The sequence below is a fragment of the Curvibacter sp. APW13 genome (genome assembly GCF_032337135.1).
Lineage (GTDB): Bacteria > Pseudomonadota > Gammaproteobacteria > Burkholderiales > Burkholderiaceae_C > Allorhodoferax.
Genome location: NZ_JAVXZZ010000002.1, coordinates 775,313 through 799,522 on the forward strand (window position 1 = coordinate 775,313; position 24,210 = coordinate 799,522).

24 protein-coding genes and 2 tRNA genes are annotated in these 24,210 nt (G+C 53.2%); 15 read left to right on the forward strand and 11 right to left on the reverse strand.

Going from position 1 to position 24,210, the window contains the following annotated elements:
* The first annotated feature begins 4 nt into the window (after positions 1–4).
* Genes RQP54_RS11860 through RQP54_RS11895 form a run of 8 tightly spaced genes read left to right on the forward strand, consistent with a single transcriptional unit; the run spans position 5 to position 7,903 of the window.
* Positions 5–376, forward strand: a complete 372-nt coding sequence (locus RQP54_RS11860; RefSeq protein WP_315678518.1) for a GtrA family protein — start codon at positions 5–7, stop codon at positions 374–376.
* 18 nt (positions 377–394) lie between these two features.
* Positions 395–724 carry a hypothetical protein gene (locus RQP54_RS11865; protein ID WP_315678519.1) on the forward strand — a complete coding sequence of 110 codons (330 nt, stop codon included), beginning with the start codon at positions 395–397 and terminating at the stop codon, positions 722–724.
* A gap of 8 nt (positions 725–732) precedes the next feature.
* Positions 733–2,643: an acyltransferase family protein gene (locus RQP54_RS11870; protein ID WP_315678520.1), complete on the forward strand. Its 1,911-nt coding sequence runs from the start codon at positions 733–735 to the stop codon at positions 2,641–2,643.
* Between the two features lie 3 nt (positions 2,644–2,646).
* Entirely contained in the window at positions 2,647–3,780 is a 1,134-nt protein-coding gene (gene gmd / locus RQP54_RS11875; protein ID WP_315678521.1) for a GDP-mannose 4,6-dehydratase, read from the forward strand.
* Positions 3,777–4,748 (forward strand): GDP-L-fucose synthase, encoded by a 972-nt coding sequence (locus tag RQP54_RS11880; protein ID WP_315678522.1) that lies wholly within the window; start codon positions 3,777–3,779, stop codon positions 4,746–4,748. The genes gmd and RQP54_RS11880 overlap by 4 nt, the downstream gene beginning before the upstream one ends.
* 7 nt (positions 4,749–4,755) lie before the next feature.
* The gene (locus tag RQP54_RS11885) at positions 4,756–5,634 is read left to right on the forward strand and encodes an alpha-1,2-fucosyltransferase (protein ID WP_315678523.1); all 879 of its coding nucleotides are present in this window, start codon (positions 4,756–4,758) and stop codon (positions 5,632–5,634) included.
* Positions 5,631–6,665: a glycosyltransferase family 2 protein gene (locus RQP54_RS11890; protein WP_315678524.1), complete on the forward strand. Its 1,035-nt coding sequence runs from the start codon at positions 5,631–5,633 to the stop codon at positions 6,663–6,665. The genes RQP54_RS11885 and RQP54_RS11890 overlap by 4 nt, the downstream gene beginning before the upstream one ends.
* Before the next feature lie 20 nt (positions 6,666–6,685).
* Positions 6,686–7,903: a glycosyltransferase gene (locus tag RQP54_RS11895; protein ID WP_315678525.1), complete on the forward strand. Its 1,218-nt coding sequence runs from the start codon at positions 6,686–6,688 to the stop codon at positions 7,901–7,903.
* Between the two features lie 137 nt (positions 7,904–8,040).
* On the opposite strand, the gene RQP54_RS19810 is transcribed toward RQP54_RS11895, so the two are convergent.
* The 8 genes from RQP54_RS19810 to RQP54_RS11930 all read right to left on the reverse strand — a co-directional run bounded on the left by RQP54_RS19810 (position 8,041) and on the right by RQP54_RS11930 (position 15,456).
* The gene (locus tag RQP54_RS19810) at positions 8,041–8,256 is read right to left on the reverse strand and encodes an integrase core domain-containing protein (RefSeq protein ID WP_409997561.1); all 216 of its coding nucleotides are present in this window, start codon (positions 8,254–8,256) and stop codon (positions 8,041–8,043) included.
* Complete coding sequence (locus tag RQP54_RS11900; protein WP_315678526.1) at positions 8,241–8,660, reverse strand: DDE-type integrase/transposase/recombinase; 420 nt, start codon at positions 8,658–8,660, stop codon at positions 8,241–8,243. The genes RQP54_RS19810 and RQP54_RS11900 overlap by 16 nt, the downstream gene beginning before the upstream one ends.
* A 578-nt stretch (positions 8,661–9,238) precedes the next feature.
* Entirely contained in the window at positions 9,239–9,985 is a 747-nt protein-coding gene (locus RQP54_RS11905; protein ID WP_315678527.1) for a hypothetical protein, read from the reverse strand.
* Positions 9,982–11,310: an O-antigen ligase family protein gene (locus tag RQP54_RS11910; RefSeq protein WP_315678528.1), complete on the reverse strand. Its 1,329-nt coding sequence runs from the start codon at positions 11,308–11,310 to the stop codon at positions 9,982–9,984. The genes RQP54_RS11905 and RQP54_RS11910 overlap by 4 nt, the downstream gene beginning before the upstream one ends.
* Before the next feature lie 3 nt (positions 11,311–11,313).
* Positions 11,314–12,201 carry a DUF6492 family protein gene (locus tag RQP54_RS11915; RefSeq protein ID WP_315678529.1) on the reverse strand — a complete coding sequence of 296 codons (888 nt, stop codon included), beginning with the start codon at positions 12,199–12,201 and terminating at the stop codon, positions 11,314–11,316.
* A complete protein-coding gene (locus RQP54_RS11920) occupies positions 12,198–12,773 on the reverse strand; it encodes a polysaccharide deacetylase family protein (RefSeq protein WP_315678530.1) in 576 nt (191 codons plus the stop codon). The genes RQP54_RS11915 and RQP54_RS11920 overlap by 4 nt, the downstream gene beginning before the upstream one ends.
* Before the next feature lie 137 nt (positions 12,774–12,910).
* Entirely contained in the window at positions 12,911–14,704 is a 1,794-nt protein-coding gene (msbA, locus tag RQP54_RS11925) for a lipid A export permease/ATP-binding protein MsbA (protein ID WP_315678531.1), read from the reverse strand.
* Positions 14,671–15,456, reverse strand: a complete 786-nt coding sequence (locus tag RQP54_RS11930; RefSeq protein WP_315678532.1) for a glycosyltransferase family 2 protein — start codon at positions 15,454–15,456, stop codon at positions 14,671–14,673. The genes msbA and RQP54_RS11930 overlap by 34 nt, the downstream gene beginning before the upstream one ends.
* 40 nt (positions 15,457–15,496) lie before the next feature.
* Here RQP54_RS11930 and RQP54_RS11935 point away from each other — a divergent pair, with 40 nt between their 5' ends.
* The 7 genes from RQP54_RS11935 (at position 15,497) to RQP54_RS11965 (ending at position 20,046) form a co-directional block, all read left to right on the forward strand.
* Complete coding sequence (locus tag RQP54_RS11935) at positions 15,497–16,351, forward strand: glycosyltransferase family 2 protein (protein ID WP_315678533.1); 855 nt, start codon at positions 15,497–15,499, stop codon at positions 16,349–16,351.
* A 9-nt stretch (positions 16,352–16,360) separates the two neighbouring features.
* Complete coding sequence (gene tolB / locus RQP54_RS11940) at positions 16,361–17,623, forward strand: Tol-Pal system beta propeller repeat protein TolB (RefSeq protein WP_315678534.1); 1,263 nt, start codon at positions 16,361–16,363, stop codon at positions 17,621–17,623.
* Positions 17,624–17,649: 26 nt separating this feature from the next.
* Positions 17,650–18,198 carry a peptidoglycan-associated lipoprotein Pal gene (gene pal, locus RQP54_RS11945; protein ID WP_409997562.1) on the forward strand — a complete coding sequence of 183 codons (549 nt, stop codon included), beginning with the start codon at positions 17,650–17,652 and terminating at the stop codon, positions 18,196–18,198.
* Between the two features lie 24 nt (positions 18,199–18,222).
* Positions 18,223–19,023 (forward strand): tol-pal system protein YbgF, encoded by an 801-nt coding sequence (gene ybgF / locus RQP54_RS11950; RefSeq protein ID WP_315678536.1) that lies wholly within the window; start codon positions 18,223–18,225, stop codon positions 19,021–19,023.
* Between the two features lie 30 nt (positions 19,024–19,053).
* Complete coding sequence (locus tag RQP54_RS11955) at positions 19,054–19,845, forward strand: ThiF family adenylyltransferase (protein WP_315678537.1); 792 nt, start codon at positions 19,054–19,056, stop codon at positions 19,843–19,845.
* A 40-nt stretch (positions 19,846–19,885) separates the two neighbouring features.
* Positions 19,886–19,961: transfer RNA gene (locus RQP54_RS11960), tRNA-Lys, on the forward strand.
* 9 nt (positions 19,962–19,970) lie between these two features.
* Positions 19,971–20,046: transfer RNA gene (locus tag RQP54_RS11965), tRNA-Lys, on the forward strand.
* A gap of 101 nt (positions 20,047–20,147) precedes the next feature.
* On the opposite strand, the gene RQP54_RS11970 is transcribed toward RQP54_RS11965, so the two are convergent.
* The 3 genes from RQP54_RS11970 to dapE are packed head-to-tail and all read right to left on the reverse strand — an operon-like array spanning position 20,148 to position 24,204.
* Positions 20,148–22,091 carry an ABC-F family ATP-binding cassette domain-containing protein gene (locus RQP54_RS11970; RefSeq protein ID WP_315678538.1) on the reverse strand — a complete coding sequence of 648 codons (1,944 nt, stop codon included), beginning with the start codon at positions 22,089–22,091 and terminating at the stop codon, positions 20,148–20,150.
* The gene (gene prmB / locus RQP54_RS11975; RefSeq protein WP_315678539.1) at positions 22,088–22,996 is read right to left on the reverse strand and encodes a 50S ribosomal protein L3 N(5)-glutamine methyltransferase; all 909 of its coding nucleotides are present in this window, start codon (positions 22,994–22,996) and stop codon (positions 22,088–22,090) included. Before prmB ends, RQP54_RS11970 begins: the two co-directional genes overlap by 4 nt.
* Positions 22,993–24,204 (reverse strand): succinyl-diaminopimelate desuccinylase, encoded by a 1,212-nt coding sequence (gene dapE, locus RQP54_RS11980; protein ID WP_315678540.1) that lies wholly within the window; start codon positions 24,202–24,204, stop codon positions 22,993–22,995. The genes prmB and dapE overlap by 4 nt, the downstream gene beginning before the upstream one ends.
* Positions 24,205–24,210 lie beyond the last annotated feature (6 nt).

Consider the following 24,210-nt stretch of genomic DNA (forward strand, 5'->3'; position numbering starts at 1 on the left):
AGGGATGTTGAAAAGGGCAGTCAAATTCGGACTCACGGGCGTTCTGGCCACAGCTACACATGTGGTGGTGGCCAGCTTGTGTATTGAGCGGGCCGGACTGCATCCGGCCTTGGCCAATGCCATCGCTTTTTTGGTGGCAACCGCGGCCTCTCTCTACATCAACACCTATTGGAGCTTTGAATCTGCTTTAAGTGTGGTGGTGGCCCAACGCTATGTTGTGGTGGCTACGGTGGGTCTGCTGGTGTCTGCAGGGTTGTCAAACCTGCTCCATGTGGCGGGATATGGCTACGGGTGGGGTATTGCTGCGGTGGTGGCAGTGATGCCTGTGGTGAATTTTTTATGCCATCATTTTTGGACTTACCGCGAGTCCGTTTGATTTCAATGGGGATAGGAAATGAGTACAGAGAGTAAAACGGGGACCAGTTTTACCACCAAGGTAGTGGTGGTGGTGGTGGCCATCATTGCGTTGCTGAGTTATCTCACCCCCAATACGGATTCGCTTAAACGGTTTGACACACCGATCAACCAGATTTTTCTGCTGTCTTTCGTGAGCAACCCGGAAGGCCTATACATGGCCAGTGAAATCTGGGAGAGCGAGAAACGATACGACTTTGCCATTCGCGAGATGCGCATGGCCATTGGACTGTTGGAGATGCATAACGCCGATGCCGCGGTGCTCAAGCGCTACCGCGACCGCCTAGCTATGCTCAAGAGCAAGCAGTAGTCTGCTGCATGCGCATAGCTTACCGCCCCGATATTGACGGTCTGCGCGCCATTGCCGTATTGGCTGTGGTGGTTTTTCATGCCTTCCCGCAGCTGGTGCCGGGCGGTTTTATTGGGGTTGATGTCTTCTTCGTGATCTCGGGATATCTCATTACCAGCATTCTGAGTTCTGAGTTATCTGATGGAAGCTGGAGCATTGCAGCGTTTTACGGGCGACGAATTCTGCGCATATTTCCAGCACTGCTACTGGTGTTGGTGACTTGCTTTCTGGTGGGGTGGTACACGCTGCTGGCTAGCGAATATAAGCAGCTGGGCAAGCATCTGGCGGCGGGTGCGGTTTTTGTGTCCAACTTCACCCTATGGTTCGAGGCGGGATATTTTGACAAGGTCTCGGAGGCCAAGCCCCTGCTACACCTGTGGTCGCTGGGTATTGAAGAGCAGTTTTACATTGTGTGGCCTTTACTCCTATTGGGGATAGCGCGTCTGCGTCGGCATACCTTGCGTGTGGTCTTGTTGGTGGCGCTCACCTCGCTGGGGGCCGCAACCTGGCTGGCCTTCAGCGACCCAACGCAAGCTTTTTACTCGCCGCTCAGTCGTGCTTGGGAGCTGCTGGCAGGAGCGATGCTGGCCTTGTTGCCGGCTAGCTATTGCACACGGATTGGACCCAAATATGCGAGCCTACTTTCGTGGCTGGCGTTGGTAGCACTGCTGGCATCCGTGTTCCTCATGCGCTCAGGGCAGTTGTTTCCCGGTGTCTTTGTGCTGCCTCCCGTGTTGGCAACCACGGTGTTGATTGGTCTGCCCACCTCGGGAGCGGTGCACCAACGGTTCCTGTCCCATCCCGCCATGGTGGCAGTAGGAAAAATCAGTTACCCACTGTATCTGTGGCACTGGCCCCTGTTGAGTTTTGCCTACATCATGGCCTCCGGGCATCCCCCGGCGTGGGTAACCGGCCTGCTGTTGCTTGCCAGCGTGGTGCTCTCTGCGCTGACCTACCTGTTGGTGGAAAAGCCGATACACAAACTTCCTCGCAAATGGGTTATCGGCGGCTTGGTGTTGGGTGTGGCGTCTATTGGCTTGCTGGGTAGTAATATTGATCACCGCGATGGATTAGAACGTATTCGGCACCGTAAATTGATTCAACTCAACGATCAGGCGCTGCAAGACTTCGCAGACTTCGAGCGTACCGGCCTTATTACAGAGGCGAAATGCCACCGGCCATTTGTGTTTCCTGAGCGTGAGGTGTGCCTCTTTTCACGACCGGATGGAGCTATCACCGCCTCCGTTGTGGGCGACAGCCATGCCGTGCATGCGTTCTGGGGCTTGGCGCAAGCCTTGCCCAAAGATCGCCTAAAGGTGGATGGCAAAGGTGCTTGCATGCCATTGCTGGGATATGCGCCAGTGGCAGATCGTTTCGGTTGTCAGCCTGAGATGGACTCTATCCTGAAAGAGATTTCCGCAACTCAAAGCGTCAAAAAAGTGTTTTTGGTCTCACGTGGCTATGTGCGTGAAGGAGCTGCAGCGGAAGAGGTGGCCAGATTCAAAGAGGCACTTGTCGCCACTGTGCAATTTTTCAGTCAGGCGGGCAAGCAGGTGTTTTACCTTCAGCCCGTGATCGAGCCTGGATTTGACCCCCGTCTATGTATGGGCCATCTGCCCTTTGGGCGACGTCCGCCGTACCCCTGTGAGTTGTCAGAGGCGCAAGCCAACCAAATAATGAAGCCCATGCAAACTGTCCTTGAAGAAGTGGCGCTCGAGTACCCGCAGCTCACGGTGCTGAATCCTAACGCGGGCCTTTGTGCCCAAGGCGTTTGCAACGTCGTCCAGGACGGTCACAGCGTTTTTAAGGACGATAATCACCTCTCCCATTACGGATCGCTGAAGGCAGGCATCAGCATTGCCAGGCAACTCCATCAGTAGCCTATGACCACACCAAAATCCAAGGTTGCCCTGATTACCGGGATTACCGGCCAAGATGGTTCCTACCTTGCCGAATTCCTACTCCAAAAGGGCTATGTTGTTCACGGCATCAAACGCCGTGCCAGTCGTTTCAATACTGAGCGTGTCGACCATATCTACCAGGATCCCCATGTTGATCATCGGGATTTCGTATTGCACTATGGAGATTTGACTGACACCAGCAACCTAGTGCGTATCATGCAGCAGGTGCAGCCCGACGAGGTTTATAACCTTGGTGCCCAGAGCCATGTGGCTGTCAGTTTTGAAAGCCCTGAGTACACCGCCGATGTGGATGCCATCGGCACCCTGCGCTTGCTCGAAGCGATTCGCATTCTGGGTCTGGAGAAGAAAACCCGCTTCTACCAAGCGTCCACCTCCGAACTCTATGGACTGGTGCAGGAAATTCCGCAAAAGGAAAGCACCCCCTTCTACCCACGCAGCCCTTACGGTGTGGCCAAGCTTTATGCGTATTGGATCACGGTGAACTATCGTGAAGCCTATGGTATGTACGCATGTAACGGCATCCTGTTCAACCATGAAAGCCCGCGCCGTGGCGAAACCTTCGTTACCCGCAAGATCACGCGTGGTCTATGCAACATTGCACTAGGGCTGGACAAGTGCCTCTACATGGGGAACATGGATGCCCTGCGCGACTGGGGCCATGCCAAGGACTACGTACGCATGCAGTGGATGATGTTGCAGCAGGTCTACCCCAAAGATTATGTCATTGCCACCGGAGTGCAATACAGCGTGCGCCAGTTCATCGAAAAATCAGCAGCGCAGCTAGGCATCCGCCTGCGTTTTGAAGGCAAAGGGGTGGACGAGTGTGCCGTTGTTGCCGCCATCTCGGGCGATAAGGCGCCAGCCCTCAATGTCGGCGACGTTGTGATTCGTATTGATCCGCATTACTTCCGCCCTGCCGAAGTGGAAACCCTGCTGGGTGACCCCGGCCTTGCCAAACAAGAGTTGGGTTGGATTCCTCAAATCACCCTCGATGAGATGATCCAGGAAATGGTGATTTCGGATTTGGAAACTGCCAAGCAACATGCACTGTTGCGCCAACATGGCTACGCTGTGCAAGTGAGCAAGGAAAAATGAGCGATACGTTGTCCGAAAAAATCTATGTCGCTGGCCATCGGGGCATGGTGGGAAGTGCCATTGTGCGTGCCCTGCTTGCGCAAGGCGTACTGCCAAGCCAGATCATCACCCGTACCCACGCTGAATTGGATTTGACCAACCAGCAAGCAGTACAGGACTTCTTTGCAGAAGAGGGACCAACACAGGTTTACCTAGCGGCGGCCAAGGTGGGTGGTATTCAGGCCAATAACACCTACCCGGGCGAATTCATTTACGACAACCTGATGCTGCAGGCCAATGTCATCCACGCGGCGCATCAGCACGGCGTGCAAAGGCTGCTGTTTCTGGGCTCCAGCTGCATCTACCCCAAGCACGCGCCACAGCCCATGGCTGAGGATGCATTGCTGACAGGCAAGCTGGAGCCAACCAACGAACCTTATGCAGTGGCCAAGATTGCCGGCATCAAACTGTGCGAAAGCTACAGCCGCCAGTACGGGCGCGACTACCGCAGCGTCATGCCTACAAACCTATATGGTCCGGGCGACAACTATCACCCTGAGAATAGTCATGTCATTCCGGCACTATTGCGTCGTTTCCATGAGGCGAAGCTAGCGGGAGCGACACAAGTAACCATCTGGGGTACCGGAAGACCTCGCCGGGAATTTCTCTACGTGGATGACATGGCGTCTGCGAGTGTGTTTGTCATGAATCTTGCGTCCGATATCTATCGTGCCAATATACAGCCTCAGCTTAGTCATATTAATGTTGGTTGCGGGAAAGATATAACAATCGAAGAACTTGCGACCAGCGTTGCGAGTACAGTCCGTTATACAGGGCAGATTATTTTTGATGTTGATAAGCCAGACGGGGCGCCCCGGAAATTGATGAATTCAGCATGTTTGAATAATTTGGGTTGGAGAGCTCAAGTTGGATTGGAGTCTGGTTTGCGATTGGCATATGCAGACATGCTAAAGCGAATTTCATTCTGAGCTTCATATGCTTCCCAAGCAAATAATATTAAGAGTTGAGGGTGGGTTAGGTAATCAACTGTTCCAATATGCCGCTGCGAGATCATTGGCTGATAGACTTGGCTATGGTTTGCTGCTTGATTTGAGGGGATTAACCGAAAACGGTGATCGAGATTATCAATTGAATCTCTACTCGATACGTGCCGAAATTGCCAGTGTTGAATTGTTGTCTGACTTGCCTGACTTTCGTTCATCTCGTTTGGGAAGAATGAAATGCAATTTGACACAAGCTTTTCCCAAGATTTTTTCCTTTCCAGTTTTCTGGCCGCGCAGCTTTGCTTATGATCCTAGATTTGCTCGTATCAGGCGACCTGTATATCTTGTTGGCTATTGGCAGACTGAAAAATATTTCTTGTGGAATCGCAATCAAATTATTCGCGATATTAATCTTGTAACCCCTTTGTCACCAACAGATCCGATGTTGGTGTCTATTCGTAAGCATCGGAGTGTTGCATTACATATTCGTCGTGGCGATTATGTAACCAACATCGCAGCATCACGATTTCATGGGCTGTGTAGTCTTTCTTATTACCATGAAGCGGTACGAGATTTGAAGCAGCGATTTGCAGATATTCATGTATTTGTATTCTCCGATGAGCCGGACTGGGCGCGCGCAAATCTGAGGTTGACGGTTCCCACGCATTACGTGGAAGGAAACCTCGGTCATACCGACTTAGAACTCATGCGTCATTGTCAGCACCATGTCGTTGCTAATAGTTCTTTTAGCTGGTGGGGTGCTTGGCTTTGCGAATCAGCGGGGCAGATTGTGCATGCACCCAAGCGGTGGTTCTCCGATCCGGATTTTGATACCTCGGACGTAGTCCCTTCACACTGGCTAAAGTCATGAATGTACATTCGCCGTACGTTGCCGCAGCGCCATTTGTCTCGGTCGTCATTCCAGTTCATAACGGTGCTCGATGGCTAGGAGAAACTTTGGTTTCGCTCTACACCCAGAGTTTGCTTAATTTCGAAGTAATCTTGGTTGATGATGCTTCGACGGATGCACTTCGCGCTGTACTTGACGTGCATACGGACGAGCGGCTACGAGTCTTCCATTTGCCGAATAACGTAGGTGTCAGTGCGGCCCGAAACCATGGAATTGATCAGGCTCGTGGTAAATACATCGCTTTTTGCGATGCAGATGATTTATGTAACCCTTTGCGCTTAGAGCGGCAGTGGTTTTTTCTCGAATCTGAGCCGGACATCGGAATGTGCGGTAGTGCGTTTACCTGCTTCGATACGCAAGACCGGGACATAGTTATTCATCCGCAGTCGGATATTCATATTCGAAAGGCAATGATGCATGGAAATTGCTTCGGCTTGTCGACTGTAATGGTCAAGGCTTCACTGCTTAAGACTTATCGTTTTGATGTATCCTTGAAGGTATCTGAAGACTATGAACTGTGGTCGCGGATGATTGCAGCTGGTGTGCATGTCGCAAATATGCCCACTAGTTTGGTTCGGTACCGGCTGCATCAGCAGCAAGCAAGCCGTTACAAGGCTGCAGAATTGGATCAGATCTCACGTCGGGTACGGGCGCTTTACTGCGCGCGACTACTCGGTGACGAGGATTTCCTGCAGAGAATTGTTGCCTTTCCATCCCATCGATTTAATCTGGATCAGGCTGCTCAAAGGGTGATGGAGCGTGTAAGGCGGGATTCCGAGTTTGTGGCGCGGGACTTTCGCTTTCTTCTTGCTTGGCTGTACCAGCAGCAGCCAGACCACAATATTGGTGCATGGTGGCGCTGGACCCAGATTCAGGCATCCCTGGGACTGAACCTTGATCGAACCTATCGACTCAATACTGCATTGTTAGCCTTCGCTCCCGAGGCAATTTCAAGGCGCTATTTCGATCTTCTGCTAAAGCTTAAGTACTGAATACCTAGTTAGCTTACCTCATGCCAAAATCAATTCAGCAACGCTGGGCGAAGCGTAAGGAAAAATTCCAGAGATCATGGGAAAAACTGGTGTTCAACCTTTCGCTTCGGAAAGAGACTGTTTCTGGACACTCCCAGGTTCTATCTAGAGCCGAAGCAGCGCTGGCGCGCCGGTGCGAGCATGAAACTGATGAGGTTTGCCTTTCATCACCTGATCCTGTGGTGAGGCAAGGTTGGGCATTGAAGCGTCAGGTGGAAATAGAGTTTTTCGAAAGGTATGCTCAAAGTACACCCGAGCGGGTACTTATTCAAGTGCCACCACCAGCCTATTCGCCCGCTGGTTATTCGCTGTTCACCAATCTGGCGGAGAGCCTAGAGTTTATTGGAATTCCGACGCATGTCCTTGCATGGGACAGTGAAACGCGCGAGGTACTGGAGGAATTCCAGCCCACGGTCTTGCTGTCCAGCGACCATGAGAGTTACTTGCAGCGCATTGATTGGGATAGCATCAATTCCTACAAACGCGATGCGAAGCTGCGCGTTGGACTTACCGCTTCGTTGCAGGAATATGAAAACACGCCACTGGCACAGCGCTTAGACTGGGCAAGAAGGCATGGCGTGGATTTCTACTATTCGTTCCGTGACAAAGATTACGTCACTAATAGGTTGGAATACCAAGCCTTTTTTAAAGGGGGGTACAAAATACTGTATCTTCCCTTTGGGGCCAATATACTGCATTATTACCCTGTTGCCGGATTCGACCGAGATTTGGATTACGCGATCATGGCCACACGCAAGAGCGAGCACGCTCGTTTCATGTCAGGTATCGCCAGCAAATTCCGGGGCTTTATCGATGGTCCCGGTTGGAGGCACACGAAAGCATTTAGCTTCAATAGAGACCGTGATCGCTATATTTATGCATTTACTAAAGTTGGCTTGAACGTGCATCTCCCGGAGCAATTGCAGTGGGCCTGTGAAGTCAATGAGCGAACATACCAACTCGCCGCCTGTGGCGTTCCGCAGCTCATGGACCATCCATTATTGATTGACAGGCTTTTTAGCAAAGATGCTGTCTATGTCGCTGATTCACCCGCTCAGTATCTGCAGATATTTCAGAGGATAATGCAAAATCCAGAACTCGCAGTTCTGCGTGCACTTAAGGCCCAGAAAGAGGCATTTGATCGTCACACGACATTCCACCGGGCTCATGATTTCGTGCAGCAGCTGGCCCAGATTTAGACCGAACTCTCCGACATCAGGTACATTTGTGAATATCGCTGTTGTCGCAAGTCCGCGTTTTGAAGCCTCCTCAAATTCCTGAACCACTCAGTAATAGAGGTTTGAGAATTTTGTCACATGGTATTCCACCGGAGGCACTACCCCCAGTGACTCATGGGACCGCTGGTGTTTGTAGCGGTGCAACCAATCGGTCGTCTCATATCCCTGACCTCCTGCAAAAAATCAAAGATATAGCAGTCCAGCACCTCGGTGTGATAAGTCCGTTTGAATCGTTCGACATAGGCGTTATGCGTTGGTTTGCCTGGTTGGATGTGATTCAGTGCAATGCCCTTGGTCTTCACCGATTCGCCCATTCGGCCAATGCATGAGCAATGAATTTCGGGCCGTTGTCCAGGCGAATGGACAGTGGTGCACCACGCACCGCTACCAGTTCGTTCAATGCCCGGATGACCCTGGCAGCGGGTAAGCTCGTATCAATCACTATGCGCAGCGCCTCCCGGTTGAATTCGTCGATGACTTTGAAGGTGCGAAACCTGCGACCCGACCAAAGCGCGTCTGACATGACGCCACAGCTCCAGCCTCGATTGGGCTGCTTACCCACCTCACGGGGCTGATGGATACGTGCAGACAGACGCCTCTTGCCGCGTCTGGGCAGATTCAGCGTGAGTTGCCAGAATACCCCCGCCAAAGCACCGTCTTGCCCCAGGGCTGGTTCTGATGGGGGGCGCTGGCGTACAACAAGCCGAAACCAGGTCATGGATTGGTACTCATATAGGCTTGGAAGGACTGGATTACTCCGAAGTCGTCAGACGGTTTGCGGCAATAGCGCAGTGTGGAGCGGGCAATGCCGCCGGCAACAGAGGCCCTGCGTTGGCTCATGCCGTGGTCGGTCATGAGCGCATGCACAATATCAGTCCGACGCTACGGGTTTAGAGCTATCGGTCAACAACGTCCTTCAGTGCGTGGTGCAATAGGGCCGAGTCGGCATACATGCGATTGAGCTTGGCGATCTCTTCCTTTAGCTCGCGCAACTGCGATAGGTGCGGGACGGCCATGCCAGCTCTGGTGGGTTTTTCACTTGTAGTAAGTCGGCACGGTGACTTCGTGCTTCCTGCACGTCTCGCCGACCTTGGCTCCGAGTTCGACTTCCTTCAATATGCAGACAATTTGCTTTCACTGAACTTTGATTTCTTCACGTTAGTTCGGGAACTTTCGGAGGCTTTGTTCAGTAAATAGAGATTTGCCGGCATTTCTTAAATTGCCTCGCTAAAATCTTGAGGGCAAGTGCAATATAAATTAGTTACAATTTAATAATTTTAAACGGGAATGACGTTGCTAGAGGGGCTGAAAAATATAGTTCGTTCTGCATTTCAATATCTGAATTTCGGCGGCATTTTTTAAATAATGATAGATGTTCTTGTGTAAATACTCGCCCGAGGAGCCGGAGTAGCCATTTATCAATAAAGGGTGATTGAACATGTAATAGTGTAATTCTGTGGCATCTAGAGAATTGGAAAAGCAGTGTTCAAGACTAAGCCCCCTGATTTCATTAACGTCTTTATAGGATTCCGAAAGATATTGTTTGTAGAAGTACTTATTTGCCAGGTAAAACTTAGTCTCAATGTGCATTTTTTGAATGGTCTTAAATCTAAATATGTTCTTGAAAACTCCTTCAACCTGGATCTTTCCATTCCAATGCTTGGTGATTGTATTAAAATTTCTTACCCATAATTTTGATGTGCATTTGGCAAAGTTCTCAGAATTTTTTAGGAAGGTTGAATTGTCAAGTGCATAATTTGTTATTTCACCTTCGCCATAACCTTTTCCAAACAGCGCTACTTTTTCGGATGAATTTTTAAAATGTAAGCATTCAATTAATGCATTTGGATATAGATTTTTCACCTCGTGTGAAAAGTCATAATCGGAGCCGTCGCAGATTACTATTTTCAGACTAGTGTCAATTTGAAGCCATTTTTCGATTGCGAGCAAGGTAAGATGCTTACGCTGACTTTCATCATTTAGTGCTACCTTTCTGCCGGTGGGTCTAACTGCCGAGGTAATTAGTAATGTAAATTCATTCATTCTGCGTTGCGTTTTGTAAGTAAACCAGTGCAAATACCTAGATATAGAAAGAGAAAGTTTAGGTAATGATCACTGCAAACTTCTGTCGTCAAAAATATTAAAAATAGCACTGGCGAGGCTATTTTTATGTATTTGTCCCAAAATGGAATTTTTTCATTCAATGGATACGAGATTAGAAAGAGGCTGAAGATCAGAAGTATTCCTGGGACTCCAATTCCCAGCGTTAGGTCGATCCACCCGCTATGGGTTGCACCCCTGTTTTTTCCATTGGGCTCGTAAAAATCGCTCCACTTTTGCTTAGCTAAAGCACCAAACGAGTGGTTAATTAAGCCATGCCCATAAGGGTTTTCCTTTATCAGGGCGATGCCAGCTGTGGCCCAAGCGACTCTGTCGTAAGTGCTTCCGTGCACTTTTATGCCGTATTCATTGACAGGCATTGGATTCGCTAGCCTGTTTTTCCAAGTGCTATAGTTTTCTATATCAATCGCGACTTTTATGTCACTAAATATGTACTTCCATGCAGGATTGCTGACGAAATGGAATGCAACAGCAATGACTATTGGTGCAATAGCAATGGCAATGAATAGATTTTGATTTCTTCCTTTTTCTATATTTTTAAGTTCGTGCCTATTGATTACGATCAAAGAAATTAACGATGCTAGTATAGAAAGAAATCCGTTTTTCGTATTGGATAGAAAAAAAACAATAGGTGCTAAGGCAGCTAGCAAAACTGGAATCACCAGCTTTAATCGGGATTTGTGGGGTGACGTGTCGATTTTTAACAACATTGCGATGAAAAACATCGAGCAAAAAACAACTAACGCAGGCTTTTCTCTGTATGGTATAAAGTAGAAGTCAAAAAGTAATTGGCTGGCTTTAATGATTTCGAAGGCGTAACGTGTCAGATAGATTATTGTTGTGCCAGACAGACCAATAATGAGTAATCTTGTGTACTTTTCTCGGCTGGCTCTTTCGGAAAGTACCAACACAGTTCCGGTGCTAATGCCAACAATTGCCGCGGTAAATGAGCGAAACCATTCATTTTTCAATTCATATAGTTGCTCTAGTCGATTCTGACCGATAAAGAAAAAATGCAACAGTACCCAGGCCAAAAGTAGTAATAACGCAAAAATACATGACGCGAATCTTTTGTTTGCAAATGTTTTAAGTTTGCTCAATTGAATTGCACCCAGTATTGATCCGGTTAGTAATAGGGCGTTTCGTAACGCAATTGTTTCAGGGAGTGGCAATGTAAATAGCAATAATGCTGTAATGGTTATTAGTGTGGTGTCGATGGATCTTGGTAAATATGTCAGAATTTTCATATCTTAAATTCTTCCCGCAAGACGGCGTATGCGTCGCCCTAATTTTGAAAACAAGTTTCCGCCTTCTGTGGGCCAGTCCATATTTCTTTCCCACGCGGATTGAAGAATAACTCCGCAATATATGTCGGCAAGGTTTGTCATTTTTACGGCGTTTCGCCGGTCTTTGTCATACTGCCAAGCATAGTGATATACTTTGAAAAGAGCTTGGCACGGAATGATTGGAATCGCTCGATAAGCAAGCAGCGCCTCGCCGTACCAACGTGATTCAATGGGCACTTGTGCAAGTGCATCTGCAATGCTTATTTGACGTGGCGACAAATAGTGTTCGTCTAAACTGTCCCACACTGCACGATGCCACACTAGAGGAAAGGGGCCGAAGCTGTATCGGCGACCAGTACGAAAAAACAAGCCTTGCACTAAGTCAGCTTCACGTCGGTAGGCTTCAATTATTCGAGGCTTTTTGTGACGTAATGCATCTTCTAGCAGATCATGGGCTTCGTCAATTACGGTGTAAGGGGTTCCATCCGATGCCAAGAAGTCTCGGGTCCCAAAAGGGCGGATGAAGAAGGCATCGGAGTCCAGGCAAACATAGGCTGTGCAGAATCCGAGGCGCCAGAATTCCGACTTCACGATCTGCTGCTGGGTGCTGCCAGGCAATTGCGCAATTTTTGCACGATTTATATGCGACGATGCGTCCAAAATGTCTTCGTCTGCAATAAGTAATGTGACTAGCGATTGAAGATGATCTCGGAACAGCGGTATTTCGTCTTGCGGGACAGAAACGTAAAAAGGTATATTTTCCGAGTTGTATTGTTGGATTGATATGGCTAATCGAACAACACGCCGTAGATCAGTCTTGTATGATTTGCAGTAGAGCGCTAGAGGCTTCATGACCGACGGTCTTCATATGATGAGGCAACTTTAAGTACGAATTGAAGCGGGTTTGTGGCGCGAGCTACCATGATGCGTTTCAGCCTATGAAGATCGTCACCATTCTTGACGCGACCACGGCGGGTAGTGGTTGCTGTCAAATATCCCGCCTCCGCGACCATTTGCACGTGCTCCTCAAGATATTTTCCGTAGGGATAACAAAAATGACGAACTTCGCAATCAAGTACTTTCTGGAGTTCCAGGCGTGATTCGCTTATTTCTTCCCGGGCTTTACTGGCCGGGAGGTTGAGAAGGTTTGCATGCGTTCGCGTATGTGCACCTATATCCATACCGGCATCGCTCCAGACTTTCCAGTCTTCTCGAGTCATTAGCGCGGCGGGAGCTACAACCCCCGTATCCCAAATGTTTGTGCCACCGATCTGGCTGCTAACGCCGTAGCATGTAGCTGTGAATCCGTTCTGACAGAGAACTGGTAGTGCGTTAAGTAGATTGTTTTGGTACCCATCGTCAAATGTAATTCCTACGACATTACCAGGTTTGTTGCTGATGAGATATGGTTCGAGATCGCGCATTGACAGCCCTCGATATCCCATCATGCGTAATATTCGCATTTGCCAACTAAAAGACGACGGTGCCACTACAAGGCCTCGTAATGGTGTTCCCTTTGGAGGCGGGACATCGATTTGATGGTACATTAGGATCGGAATATTCAAACTGCCATCCTATTCAGAGTTGGATAATAAGTACCCTGAGTGAGCAACTCAGCATGAGTTCCAAACTCAACGATTTGGCCCTTGTCCAGTACTAGGATCAGGTCTGCGTGTTCAATGGTGCTAAGTCGGTGTGCGATTGTAATTGTTGTGCGGTTCTTCATTAATGTTGTTAATGCAGCTTGTACCTGGCGCTCCGAATCTGTGTCCAACGCGGAGGTTGCCTCGTCCAGGATCAAAATTGGTGCGTTCTTTAATAGAGCGCGTGCGATTGCAATTCGCTGTCGTTGGCCACCAGAAAGCTTTGCTCCGCCTTCTCCGATAAGTGTATTCAGTCCAAAAGGCAATTCTTCGATGAAACTCCAGGCATTTGCAGCTTTTGCAGCTGAAATTATTTCCTTGCTATTGAATTTTTCGCGGGAGCCAAAAACTATATTGGCCTCAACTGTGTCGTTAAACAATACGATATCTTGACTGACCAATGAGATGTTTTGACGCAAGCTGGTTAGGGTGAGTTTTCGGATGTCAATTCCATCGATTTGGATTTCACCGGCGGTCGGCGTAAAGAAGCGAGGTATAAGGTTGCCTATTGTCGTTTTTCCACTTCCTGATGCTCCGACTAGGGCAATAGTTTGTCCAGCGGAGGCTTCGAAGGTAATGTTATTGAGTGCTAGACGATCAGAGTCCGGATAGCTAAAGTGAACATTCTTAAATGCAATTCTTCCTTTGACATTTTCCAGAGACGTTGTGCCATGATCTTCCTCTTCTGGAGAGTCAAGAAACGCGAAAACACTTTCGCATGCAGCCAGGCCGCGGTGAAGTGAGGAACTGACAGTAGTTAACTGCTTTATTGGTGATATAACCATCAATAACGCGGTAATGAAAGAAACAAAACCTCCAGCAGAAACCCCTGTTTGTTCAGTCGCTTGGTGTAGCGCCATATAAACAATAATCGCCACAGCAAAAGAGGCAGTTAAATGGGTTATAGGCGTAATCGCGGAAGCAGGAACCGCCTCGCGCATTTGGGCTCGGCGGAGCTTTTCAGTGTCAGATCGAAAGCGTTGAATTTGCTGTTCTTGTGCACCATAGATCTTTATAACCTTGTGCGCTGAAGCTGACTCTTCGATGCTATGAAATAGCAAGCGCATTGTCTCCATTGTGTGTCGGCTTGCACGACGCATTCGTTTGCCAAAACCTTTCGCTATTATCGCAACCAGCGGGCCAACTATCAACGTAATCAAAGTTAGCTTCCAGTCAAGATACGTCAAATATGCGAGAAGGGCGATTGCGGTGAAGCTTTCTCGAACGACAGTTACCAAGACATGTGTTACTGCATCAGTGAGGTGTCCGGTATCAGAAATGATGCGTGAAATCATCTTGCCGGGTGATAGATCATGATAAACATATGTCGGAAGTCTTAACATTTTGTCGAACATTTGTCGACGAATATCGATGATGATTCCCGCGGAAACCCAGGCCATTAAATAGTTAGTGGAGAATGTTAGCAATCCCCGAATTAAAAAAAGAAAAACGATGCCCACGGGTATTAACCAAATCAAGCGACCATCGCTTGCATGAAAGCCATGGTCAAGCAAGTATTTCATGATTGCTGGAAATACAGGCTCAGTAGCCGCCGTTGCTAGCATCGCCATGATTGCCAACGCAAATGCCTTCCAATATGGCCGCACATACCCCAATAATCGGCGGTATAGTTCTTTATTGTTGGCTGGCAGGGTTTGCTGTATTGTCATCTGATCAATTAGACCGACTTTGAAGATGAAGGATTCAACCATTCACTTTTCTTTTGAGCTTCCAATGCCTTGGCATAGCGATAGAAAGTGCCTTCAAAATTTCCCAAAGCAATTACAAATCCCGCCCAGCCATCCAAGAATCCCAGTTTGAATACATAGTGCTTCACAAAGCTCCAGATGCCATGGCCCAAGGCTGAACCCATTGTGATCTTCTTGTGAACGATTTTTTCCGCGCCCAAACTGGAATAGCGATTGGCCTTGTGCATGACTTCGGCCATGTTCTTGAAGGGGAACTGCCAAATGGCGTTTTTCAGGGTTCCGATGGGTTTATCGGAGTGCAGGACGTAGCCCTCGTGGACGGGCTTCATATCGTAGGACATGGCACCTTTGCGAAAAAGCTGTGGCTGTCTGAAGTTCGGATACCAGCCCGAATGCCTGATCCACCGCCCCATGAAGAAGTTGCGGCGGGGTATCCGCCATACGTCGCATGAGCCAGGGTCTCCCATGATCGCGCGTACTTCACAGGCCACTTCCGGTGTGCAGCGCTCGTCGGCGTCAATGCTAAGGATCCAATCGTGAGAGCAGGCTGCAATCGCCTGGTTACGCAAATCACCGAAGCCCTTGAAATCTACCTGCACAACACGTGCACCCATGTTCTGAGCGATGGTGTCCGTGCCGTCCGTACTGTGCGAATCCACCACGATGACTTCATCGGCCCAGCGTACGCTTTCCAGCGTGGCGCGGACCTTCTCGGCCTCGTTATAGGCAATGATGTAAACAGAGACCTTGGACATGCGGTGTTAGGATCGGGCAGGTCGCGTAGTCTAGTTGAAAATGCCAGCTCCCCAGAGAATCTCGGTGGTCATCACGACCTACAACCGCTCCAACGCCTTGCTGTCTGTGTTGGCCGGCTTGCGGCATCAGGATGATGGCAACTTTGAAGTTGTGGTTGCCGATGACGGATCCCGTGATGAACACGTGGCGGCTATCCTTGAATCGCCCATAGCCCAAAATCTCGGTGTGGTACACGTGTGGCACCCTGATGTCGGGTTTACGGCGTCTCGGGCACGCAACCGTGGTGTGGGTGCGTCCAGCGGTGACTATGTCGTGTTTCTGGATGGGGATTGCGTTCCCGAAATCGACTTCATTCGGCAACATCGCCTTCTGGCGCAGCGTGGGTGCTTGGTCAATGGCAGCCGCGTCATGTTATCGCCGACGCTAACCGAACGGGTCATTGCAGGGCAGGAGCTGCCCTACGGGCGTTCGTGGCCGGTTTGGTGGTGCTGGCGTTTCTGTGGAGACGCAGGCAAGCTCACCGGCACGTGGCGCTTGCCCGACGGTGCCTATCGGCTTCAGCCGGATTTCCGCTGGAAGGGTATCCGCAGTTGCAACATGGGCGTCTGGCGCGAGGACTTCGAAGCGGTCAATGGATTTGATGAGTCCTTTGTGGGCTGGGGGCATGAGGATGCGGACTTTGTGCTGCGTCTGCACAATGCGGGCATCATCCGCAAGAACGGTTTTTGTGCCACAGAAGTCTTTCACCTGTGGCACAAGGAGTTCAGCCGACAGCAGGAGTCGGTCAATGCCATTACCGTGCGCCAACGCGTGCGAGACGGTACCGTGCTCCCGCGGGAAGGCTTTACCAATAGTTGCAATGGGCCCGAGGTTCGTGTAACGAGGCTGGGATAATAGGCGTCGATGAAAAAAATTCTGTTGTCATGGTTGATGTCCTGTGCGTGCCTGGGTGCATCGGCGCAGTTTCGGGTTGAAGTCTCCGGCGTAGGTCTAACCCAGGTGCCCATCGTAGTTGCGCCATTCAAGGGTGACGATGCGATGCAACCCAAGGTGTCGGCGATTGTTGGCGCCGATCTGGAACGCAGCGGGCAGTTCGCTTTGGTGGACTCTGGAGGCGTGCGTGGCGATGAAACAGTGCGCCCCGATTTCGGCGCTTTGCGCCAGAGGAGTGCGGATGCAGCCGTCTTGGGAAGTGTGACGCGGCTCGCGGACGGCCGGTTTGACGTGCGCTTTGTAGTCTGGGACGTGGTCAAGGGCCAAAGCTTGGGTGGCTTCAGTTTGGCCGTGGCGCCTACCGAATTGCGCCTGGCTGCGCACCGGGTGTCCGACTATGTGTATGAGAAGCTCACGGGGGACAAGGGTATCTTTTCGACCCGCATTGCCTACGTTACCAAGGTCGGGCAGATGTTCAATTTGTGGGTGGCCGACAGTGACGGTGAGGGGGCGTTGAGTGCCCTTGCAAGTCCAGAACCCATCATTTCACCCGCATGGAGTCCGAATGGTAGCCAGCTGGCTTATGTATCCTTTGAGTCACGCAAGCCCGTGGTCTATGTGCATGACATTGCCACCGGTAAACGGCGGCTGCTGGCCAATTTCAAAGGCTCCAACAGCGCACCAGCGTGGTCGCCGGACGGGCGCACGCTGGCAGTAACGTTGAGCCGGGATGGCGGCTCCCAGCTTTACCTCATGGATGCCAATGGTGGGGAAGCTCGCCGTTTGTCGCAGTCCAACTCCATCGATACCGAACCGACCTTCAGCGCCGATGGCCGCTGGATCTTTTTCGTCAGTGACCGTGGGGGCAGTCCACAGATCTACCGCATGCCTGCCGCTGGAGGCAATGCCGAACGGGTGACGTTTTCCGGTAGCTACAACATTTCCCCCAGCGTCAGCCCGGACGGTCGTTGGCTGGCATTCATCTCTCGCGTCAGCGGCGCTTTCAAGCTTCATGTCATGGACCTGAGCAGCGGTGCTGTCAATGCATTGACGGATACATCTGCCGATGAAAGCCCCAGTTTTGCACCCAATGGGCGCTTGGTCATGTACGCGACGCAGCAGGGAGGCAAAGAGGCGCTGATGACCAGCACGCTCGATGGCAAGATCAAGACCCGATTGGCAGGACAATCGGGGGATATCCGTGAACCCGACTGGGGTCCATTGCACAAGTAGTTTTCTGATTTAAAGGAGTGATGAGAATGGTTCGTTATGTAGGTTTGTTGGCCGTGTCCCTGGTCTTGGCTGCATGTGGTTCGTCGGTGAAACTCGATACGCCGCCGGTGGAAGATCGTAGCGGCACCGCGGTGGGCAAGGATGGCGCACAAGGCAACCAATCGGGCGCCAACAGCAATGCGGTGGCTTCAGGTTCGGTGACCAAGGTTGAGCTTGGCAATGCTTCGCAGGACGCGTTCCTCAAGTCGGCTACGCGTCTGGTCTATTTCGACTACGACAGCTACACGGTCCGTGCAGAATTCCAACCGGTGATCGAAGCCCATGCCAAGTTCCTGAAGGCCAACCCCACCCGCAAAATTGCGTTGGAAGGTCACACCGATGAGCGTGGTGGCCGCGAGTACAACCTGGCTCTGGGGCAGCGTCGCGCGGAGGCCGTGCGTCGTGCATTGGGTGTCCTTGGTGTCTCTGATAGCCAGATGGAAGCCGTGAGTTTTGGCAAGGAAAAGCCGGCAGACATGGGCAGCACAGAAGAAGCCATGGCGAAAAACCGTCGCGTCGAAATCAACTACCGCTGATCCATAGCAATGCCCATGTTCGCCATGCGACAAGCACTGCCCTGGTTGTTGGGTAGTGCGTTATTGGGTAGTGCCGGCTTAGCGCAAGCGGGCTTGTTTGAAGATGACGAAGCCCGTCGTGCCATTCTGGAGTTGCGGCAATCCCAGGCGGAATTGCGAAGCCAGATGGATGCGACACGCAAGCAATCCGAGCAGTGGCAAGCCGACAGCGCGCACCGCCAAGCAGACGACAGCGCGGCCTTGCGCAAGGCGTTGCTGGAGTTGCAGAACCAGCTGGAGGCACTGGGAGCTGATGTGGCCAAATTGCGTGGGCAAAACGAGGTGCTCGCGCGCGAGCTGGCCGAGGTCCAGCGACGCCAGAAGGACGATTTGGTCGGGCTCGACGAACGCCTGCGCAGAATCGAGCCTCTGAAGGTCTCGATCGATGGGCGCGAGTTTCTGGCTGAGCCTGGCGAAAAACGTGACTACGAGCAGGCCTTTGCAGTGTTTCGCAAGGGTGAATTCGACCGTGCCCAAGTGGCTTTGGTCGATTTTCTCAACCGCTATGGCCCCAACTCGGGCTACCGTGTGCCAGCGCTGTTCTGGCTGGGCAATGCCCAGTATGCACTCAAGGACTACAAGGAAGCCATTGCCAATTTCCGCAGTTTGATTGCAGCTGCGCCGGACCACCTGCGCGTGCCTGAGTCCATGCTGGCCATCTCCAACTGCCAATGGGAAATGAAGGACACCAAAGCGGCGCGCAAGACGCTGGAAGAATTGGTGAAGGCTTTTCCTTCCAGTGAGGCAGGGGTCGCCGCCAAAGAGCGCCTGGGTCGCATGAAGTGAGCTTTCGGGCGGTTTGCCTGTTTGGAAGGCATGGAAACAGCATTTGACTCCGCCCGCCGGTTTGGTGGCCTCGACCGTCTGTACGGCGCCGGGCCTGCGCAATCGATTCGCGCAGCACATGTGGCCGTGGTCGGCATCGGTGGGGTTGGCTCCTGGGCGGCTGAGTCCCTGGCACGCAGCGGAGTCGGTCACATCACTTTGATTGACCTGGACCACATCGCAGAGTCCAACGTCAATCGCCAGGTGCACGCGCTCGATACCACCCTAGGGCAGGCCAAGGTGGAGGCCATGGCGCAGCGCATTGCCCTCATCAACCCGCAGGCAGTAGTGCGCTGCATCGATGATTTTGTGACCCCCGAAAACTGGCCGCAAATTTTGCCCGCCGACGTGGATGCGGTCATTGATGCCTGTGACCATGCACAGGCCAAGTACGCCATGATGTGCTGGTCGTTGCGCCAGAAGAACATGGCATTCGTCAGTTGCGGTGCCGCTGGAGGCAAACGCATGGCCCATGCCGCGCAAGTGCAGGATCTGGCAGGCGTCACCCATGACCCCTTGCTTTCGAGGTTGCGCTACCGCTTGCGGCGCGAGAAGAAGGTGTCGCCCACAGCAGCGTCAATGCGTATTGCATGCGTGTTCAGTCGCGAGGCGGTACAAAAATCGCAACAAGTGTGCGATGTGCAAAGCGATAGTTCGCTCAACTGCCATGGTTACGGATCGTCGGTAACGGTAACGGCGGTGTTCGGTATGGTTGCTGCAGGTTATGTGATGGAAAAAATAGCTGCGCGCCAGAAGCCGGGCAGAAATGGCGCTATAATTTGAGGCTTCGTAGTTAACGACTTTTCCGAGTTGTTAATGAGGCGGGTCGTTAGCTCAGTCGGTAGAGCAGCGGACTTTTAATCCGTTGGTCGCGTGTTCGAGTCACGCACGACCCACCAGCCGAATTCGGGTTCTTAGCTCAGTTGGTAGAGCAGCGGACTCTTAATCCGTAGGTCGACAGTTCGAGCCTGTCAGAACCCACCAAGATATGGAAAAGCCCGATGCGCAAGCATCGGGCTTTTTTCTTGTGTGCGCTGGGCAGGGCGGAAGCGACGAAAGCGCGGCGGCATTGCCACCACCCACGCTTACAGCCCCAACTGCTCCGACAGTTCCAACCAGCGCTCTTCCAGCAGCGCCAGTTCTTCATTCACCTTTTGCAGCCGGCTGCCCATTTCTGCAATTTCATGTGGATGGGTATGGGTTCCGAGCTGGCGCTCCAACGTCTGCCCTTCCTGGTTCAACGCGGCCATGCGAGCTTCTACCTCCTGAAACTCTTTCTTGAGCTTGGGCGAAGTCGAACCGCGTGGCTTGGCCGACGGCGCGGGTTCGACCACCGGCGTGGGCTGACTGACGGTCGTGGGCTTGGACGCTTCCTTGGCAGCTTCGCGCTGACGCTTGGCTTCCTCCAGCAAGTAGCGCTGGTAGTCGTCCAGGTCACCATCGAACGGTTCTACCCCTCCCCGCGACACGAGCCAGAACTCATCACACACCGAGCGCAGCAAGGCACGGTCGTGGCTGACCAGCATCACGGTGCCTTCGAATTCGTTCAGCGCTACGGCCAGGGCCTCGCGGGTAGCGAGGTCCAGGTGGTTGGTTGGTTCGTCCAACAGCAGCAGGTTGGGGCGCTGCCACACCAGCATGCACAACACCAGTCGCGCTTTCTCGCCACCACTCATGCTGCCCACCGCCTGCTTGACCATGTCGCCGCTGAAGTTGAAGCTGCCCAGGAAGGTGCGAAGGTCCTGCTCGCGCGTAGCTTGGTTGGTGAGCTTGCCGGCGGAAGTCATGTCGCGCACCAGCCGTATCATGTGTTCCAGTGGGTTTTCACCCGGGCGAAGCACGTCAAGCTCCTGCTGTGCGAAGTAGCCGATGTTCAGGCCCTTGCCTTCGGTGATGGTGCCGTCGAGCACCTGCAGGTCGCGGGCAATCGTCTTGACCAGCGTCGATTTGCCTTGGCCATTGGCGCCGAGAATGCCAATGCGCTGCCCTGCCAGAACTGAGCGGTTGATATGTCGCACGATCGGTGTCGGGGCGGTGCCGGTGGGGGCATCATCGGGGGCAGGGTAGCCCACGGTGATGTCGCTCATGGCCAGCATGGGGTTGGGCAGGTTGGCAGGCTCCTTGAACTCAAAGGTGAACTCCGCTTCGGAAAGCAGGGGCGCGAGCTTCTCCATGCGGTCTAGCGCCTTGACGCGACTCTGTGCCTGCTTGGCCTTGCTGGCTTTGGCCTTGAAACGGGCAATGAACTTCTGCAGGTGGGCAATCTTTTCCTGCTGTTTCGCATACGCCGCCTGCTGCAGCTCCAGCTGCTCTGCGCGCATGTCTTCGAACTTGCTGTAGTTGCCACCGTAGCGCACCAGCTTGGCGGCATCGATGTGCAAGGTGACGTTGGTCACCGCATCCAGGAACTCGCGGTCATGGCTGATGACGATGAGCGTGCCCTCGTATTTCTTCAGCCAGGCCTCCAGCCAGACCAGGGCGTCCAGGTCCAGGTGGTTGGTGGGTTCGTCAAGCAGCAGCAGGTCGCTGGGGCACATCAGTGCCCGAGCCAATTGCAGGCGCATGCGCCAGCCGCCCGAAAAGCTGTTGACCGGGTTGCCCAACTCGCTGACCTTGAAACCCAGGCCGAGAATCAACGCCTGGGCACGCGCCGCGGCATCATGTTCCCCCGCATCGTGCAAGGCGGTGTAGGCATGTGCCATGCGCTCGTAATCGTCCGTGGCCTCGGCGGCGGCCACCTCCAGGCGCGCTGCCAGCAGTACTGTGTCTCCCTCAACCACGAAGTCGGTAGCGCTCTGTTCGGTTTCCGGCATGTCCTGGGCCACCTGGCCCATGCGCCATTGGGCTGGAATGCTGTAGTCGCCGGAGTCCTCATGCAGGTTGCCGTTGAATAGCGCGAACAGGGACGACTTGCCAGCACCGTTGCGGCCCACCAGGCCGACTTTTTCGCCCGGGTTCAGGGTGACGCTGGCGCTATCCAGCAAGACCTTGACGCCGCGGCGCAAGGTCACATTTTTCAAGGTAATCATTGGGAGGAGAGGAGGGCGTCGCGCGTGATCAGCAAGACTTGGTCGCTGCCAGCGCTGGTGTCCAGCCAGACGGCTGGGAGATCGGGGAAAGCGGTCTCGAAGTACGGGCGTTCGTGGCCAATTTCGAGTACCAGCACGCCCTGGGGAGAAAGGTGTGCAGCCAGCTCTTTGAACAAGTCACGCACAAAGTCCATGCCGTCGCCACTGCCATGGCGGTTGCCGTCCAGTGCCAGAAAGGGCTCGGCGCGGTATTCGGGCGGCAGCGCGGCCATGCTTTGCGCGTTCACATAAGGCGGGTTGCACAGCACCAGGTCGAACGGGCCAGCGGCTTGGAGGTCAGGCGACTGAAGGCCGTCCGACTGCAGCAGGCGCACGCGGTCCTGCAAACCATGGCGCTCTACGTTGATTCGGGCCACGGCCAGGGCGTCGGGCGACAGATCTGCGCCGACCACGCTGACATCGGGGTACACCGAGGCGGCAATGATGCCCAAGCTGCCGTTTCCAGTGCACAGGTCCAGCACGCGCTGGGTCGACTCGGACAGCCAATAATCGAAGCTGCCGTCCACCAGCAGTTCGGCGATGAGCGAGCGCGGCACGATGCTTCGCTCATCGATGTAGAACGAAAATCCCTGCAGCCAGGCTTCCTGCGTGAGGTAGGCCGCGGGTTTGCGGCTGCTGATTCTTGCTTCAAAAAGTGTAGCTACTTGCGCAATATCTTCCTGGGCTAGCGGCCGATTTGCCTGTGAATCCGGGCCATCGTCCAGCGGCGTGTCCAGCGCCAGGCCTAGCTTCCACAAGGCCAGCCAGGCAGCCTCGTCAAAGGCGTTGGTGGTTCCATGGCCATAGGACAGGTTCGCGGCTTCAAAGCGCTGGGCGCCGTCTTCGATCAGTTCGAGCAGCGTCATGCGGTCTGGGGCGCATGCGCTGCGTTGAGCCGCTCGAGCGTGCGACGGTAGATGTTCTTCAAGGGCTCGATGTCCGCTACCGCGATGTGCTCGTTGACCTGGTGGATGGTGGCGTTGGGCGGTCCCAGTTCGATGACCTGCGGGCATACCTGCGCGATGAAGCGCGCGTCGCTGGTGCCACCGGACGTCGACAGCTCCGTTTCCTGGCCGGTTTCGCATCGGATGGCGTCACGCACGGCATCCACCAGCGGACCGGGGCGGGTCAGGAAGGGCAGGCCGCCAATGGTCCAGTCGAGCTGGTAGTCGAACTGGTGCTTGTCGAGCACGGCCTGCAGACGTTGTTGCAGCGACTCTGGCGTCGACTCGGTCGAGAAACGGAAATTGAAGTCGATGATTGCCTGGCCGGGAATCACGTTGCTGGCGCCCGTGCCCGCATGGTAGTTGCTGATCTGCCAGCTGGTGGGCGGAAAGAAATCGTTGCCACGATCCCACTCCACCTGCACCAACTCGGCCAGTGCGGGCGCTGCGAGGTGGATGGGGTTGCGCGCCAGATGCGGATAGGCGATGTGCCCCTGCAAGCCGCGCACGGTCAGCTTGCCGCTCATGGTTCCGCGGCGGCCGTTCTTGATCATGTCGCCCGTGCGCTCAACCGAGGTAGGTTCACCGACGATGCAGTAGTCCAATCGCTGTCCACGCGCCTGCAAGGCCTTGCATACGACCACGGTGCCGTCCACCGCGGGGCCCTCTTCGTCACTGGTCAAGAGGAAGGCAATGCGGATGTTCGGTCGGGTGTGCTCGGCTAGGAACTCCTCCACCGCCACCACAAAGGCAGCAATGGAGGTCTTCATGTCGCTGGCCCCGCGGCCGTACAGTCGGCCGTCACGGTGTGTCGGGCTGAACGGATCGCTGGCCCATTGCTCCAGTGGCCCCGTAGGTACCACGTCGGTATGGCCGGCAAACACCACAAGCGGCAGGTCGTTGACCGGCGTTGCTGCAGTACTTGTAGCGGCATGCGCAATGTTCGTGCGGGCTGGAGCCCAAAAGGACCACAGGTTCTGGACCCGGAAGCTGTCTGGGCCGCTGGCCAGGTGCTCGCAAGCGAAACCGATGCGGGCAAGGCGTTGGGCCAGCAGGTCTTGGCAACCAGCGTCTTGGGGTGTGATCGATGGTCGCGAGATCAGTTCCTCGGCCAGGCGTAGCGTATTCATGCAGGG

Coding starts and splice junctions, on each gene's coding strand:
- RQP54_RS11860 (WP_315678518.1), top strand. CDS start 5: ATGTTGAAAAGGGCAGTCAAATTCGGACTCACGGGCGTTCTGGCCACA.
- RQP54_RS11865 (WP_315678519.1), top strand. CDS start 395: ATGAGTACAGAGAGTAAAACGGGGACCAGTTTTACCACCAAGGTAGTG.
- RQP54_RS11870 (WP_315678520.1), top strand. CDS start 733: ATGCGCATAGCTTACCGCCCCGATATTGACGGTCTGCGCGCCATTGCC.
- gmd (WP_315678521.1), top strand. CDS start 2,647: ATGACCACACCAAAATCCAAGGTTGCCCTGATTACCGGGATTACCGGC.
- RQP54_RS11880 (WP_315678522.1), top strand. CDS start 3,777: ATGAGCGATACGTTGTCCGAAAAAATCTATGTCGCTGGCCATCGGGGC.
- RQP54_RS11885 (WP_315678523.1), top strand. CDS start 4,756: ATGCTTCCCAAGCAAATAATATTAAGAGTTGAGGGTGGGTTAGGTAAT.
- RQP54_RS11890 (WP_315678524.1), top strand. CDS start 5,631: ATGAATGTACATTCGCCGTACGTTGCCGCAGCGCCATTTGTCTCGGTC.
- RQP54_RS11895 (WP_315678525.1), top strand. CDS start 6,686: ATGCCAAAATCAATTCAGCAACGCTGGGCGAAGCGTAAGGAAAAATTC.
- RQP54_RS19810 (WP_409997561.1), bottom strand. CDS start 8,256: ATGGGCGAATCGGTGAAGACCAAGGGCATTGCACTGAATCACATCCAA.
- RQP54_RS11900 (WP_315678526.1), bottom strand. CDS start 8,660: ATGACCTGGTTTCGGCTTGTTGTACGCCAGCGCCCCCCATCAGAACCA.
- RQP54_RS11905 (WP_315678527.1), bottom strand. CDS start 9,985: ATGAATGAATTTACATTACTAATTACCTCGGCAGTTAGACCCACCGGC.
- RQP54_RS11910 (WP_315678528.1), bottom strand. CDS start 11,310: ATGAAAATTCTGACATATTTACCAAGATCCATCGACACCACACTAATA.
- RQP54_RS11915 (WP_315678529.1), bottom strand. CDS start 12,201: ATGAAGCCTCTAGCGCTCTACTGCAAATCATACAAGACTGATCTACGG.
- RQP54_RS11920 (WP_315678530.1), bottom strand. CDS start 12,773: ATGCGCGATCTCGAACCATATCTCATCAGCAACAAACCTGGTAATGTC.
- msbA (WP_315678531.1), bottom strand. CDS start 14,704: ATGGTTGAATCCTTCATCTTCAAAGTCGGTCTAATTGATCAGATGACA.
- RQP54_RS11930 (WP_315678532.1), bottom strand. CDS start 15,456: ATGTCCAAGGTCTCTGTTTACATCATTGCCTATAACGAGGCCGAGAAG.
- RQP54_RS11935 (WP_315678533.1), top strand. CDS start 15,497: ATGCCAGCTCCCCAGAGAATCTCGGTGGTCATCACGACCTACAACCGC.
- tolB (WP_315678534.1), top strand. CDS start 16,361: ATGAAAAAAATTCTGTTGTCATGGTTGATGTCCTGTGCGTGCCTGGGT.
- pal (WP_409997562.1), top strand. CDS start 17,650: ATGGTTCGTTATGTAGGTTTGTTGGCCGTGTCCCTGGTCTTGGCTGCA.
- ybgF (WP_315678536.1), top strand. CDS start 18,223: ATGCGACAAGCACTGCCCTGGTTGTTGGGTAGTGCGTTATTGGGTAGT.
- RQP54_RS11955 (WP_315678537.1), top strand. CDS start 19,054: ATGGAAACAGCATTTGACTCCGCCCGCCGGTTTGGTGGCCTCGACCGT.
- RQP54_RS11970 (WP_315678538.1), bottom strand. CDS start 22,091: ATGATTACCTTGAAAAATGTGACCTTGCGCCGCGGCGTCAAGGTCTTG.
- prmB (WP_315678539.1), bottom strand. CDS start 22,996: ATGACGCTGCTCGAACTGATCGAAGACGGCGCCCAGCGCTTTGAAGCC.
- dapE (WP_315678540.1), bottom strand. CDS start 24,204: ATGAATACGCTACGCCTGGCCGAGGAACTGATCTCGCGACCATCGATC.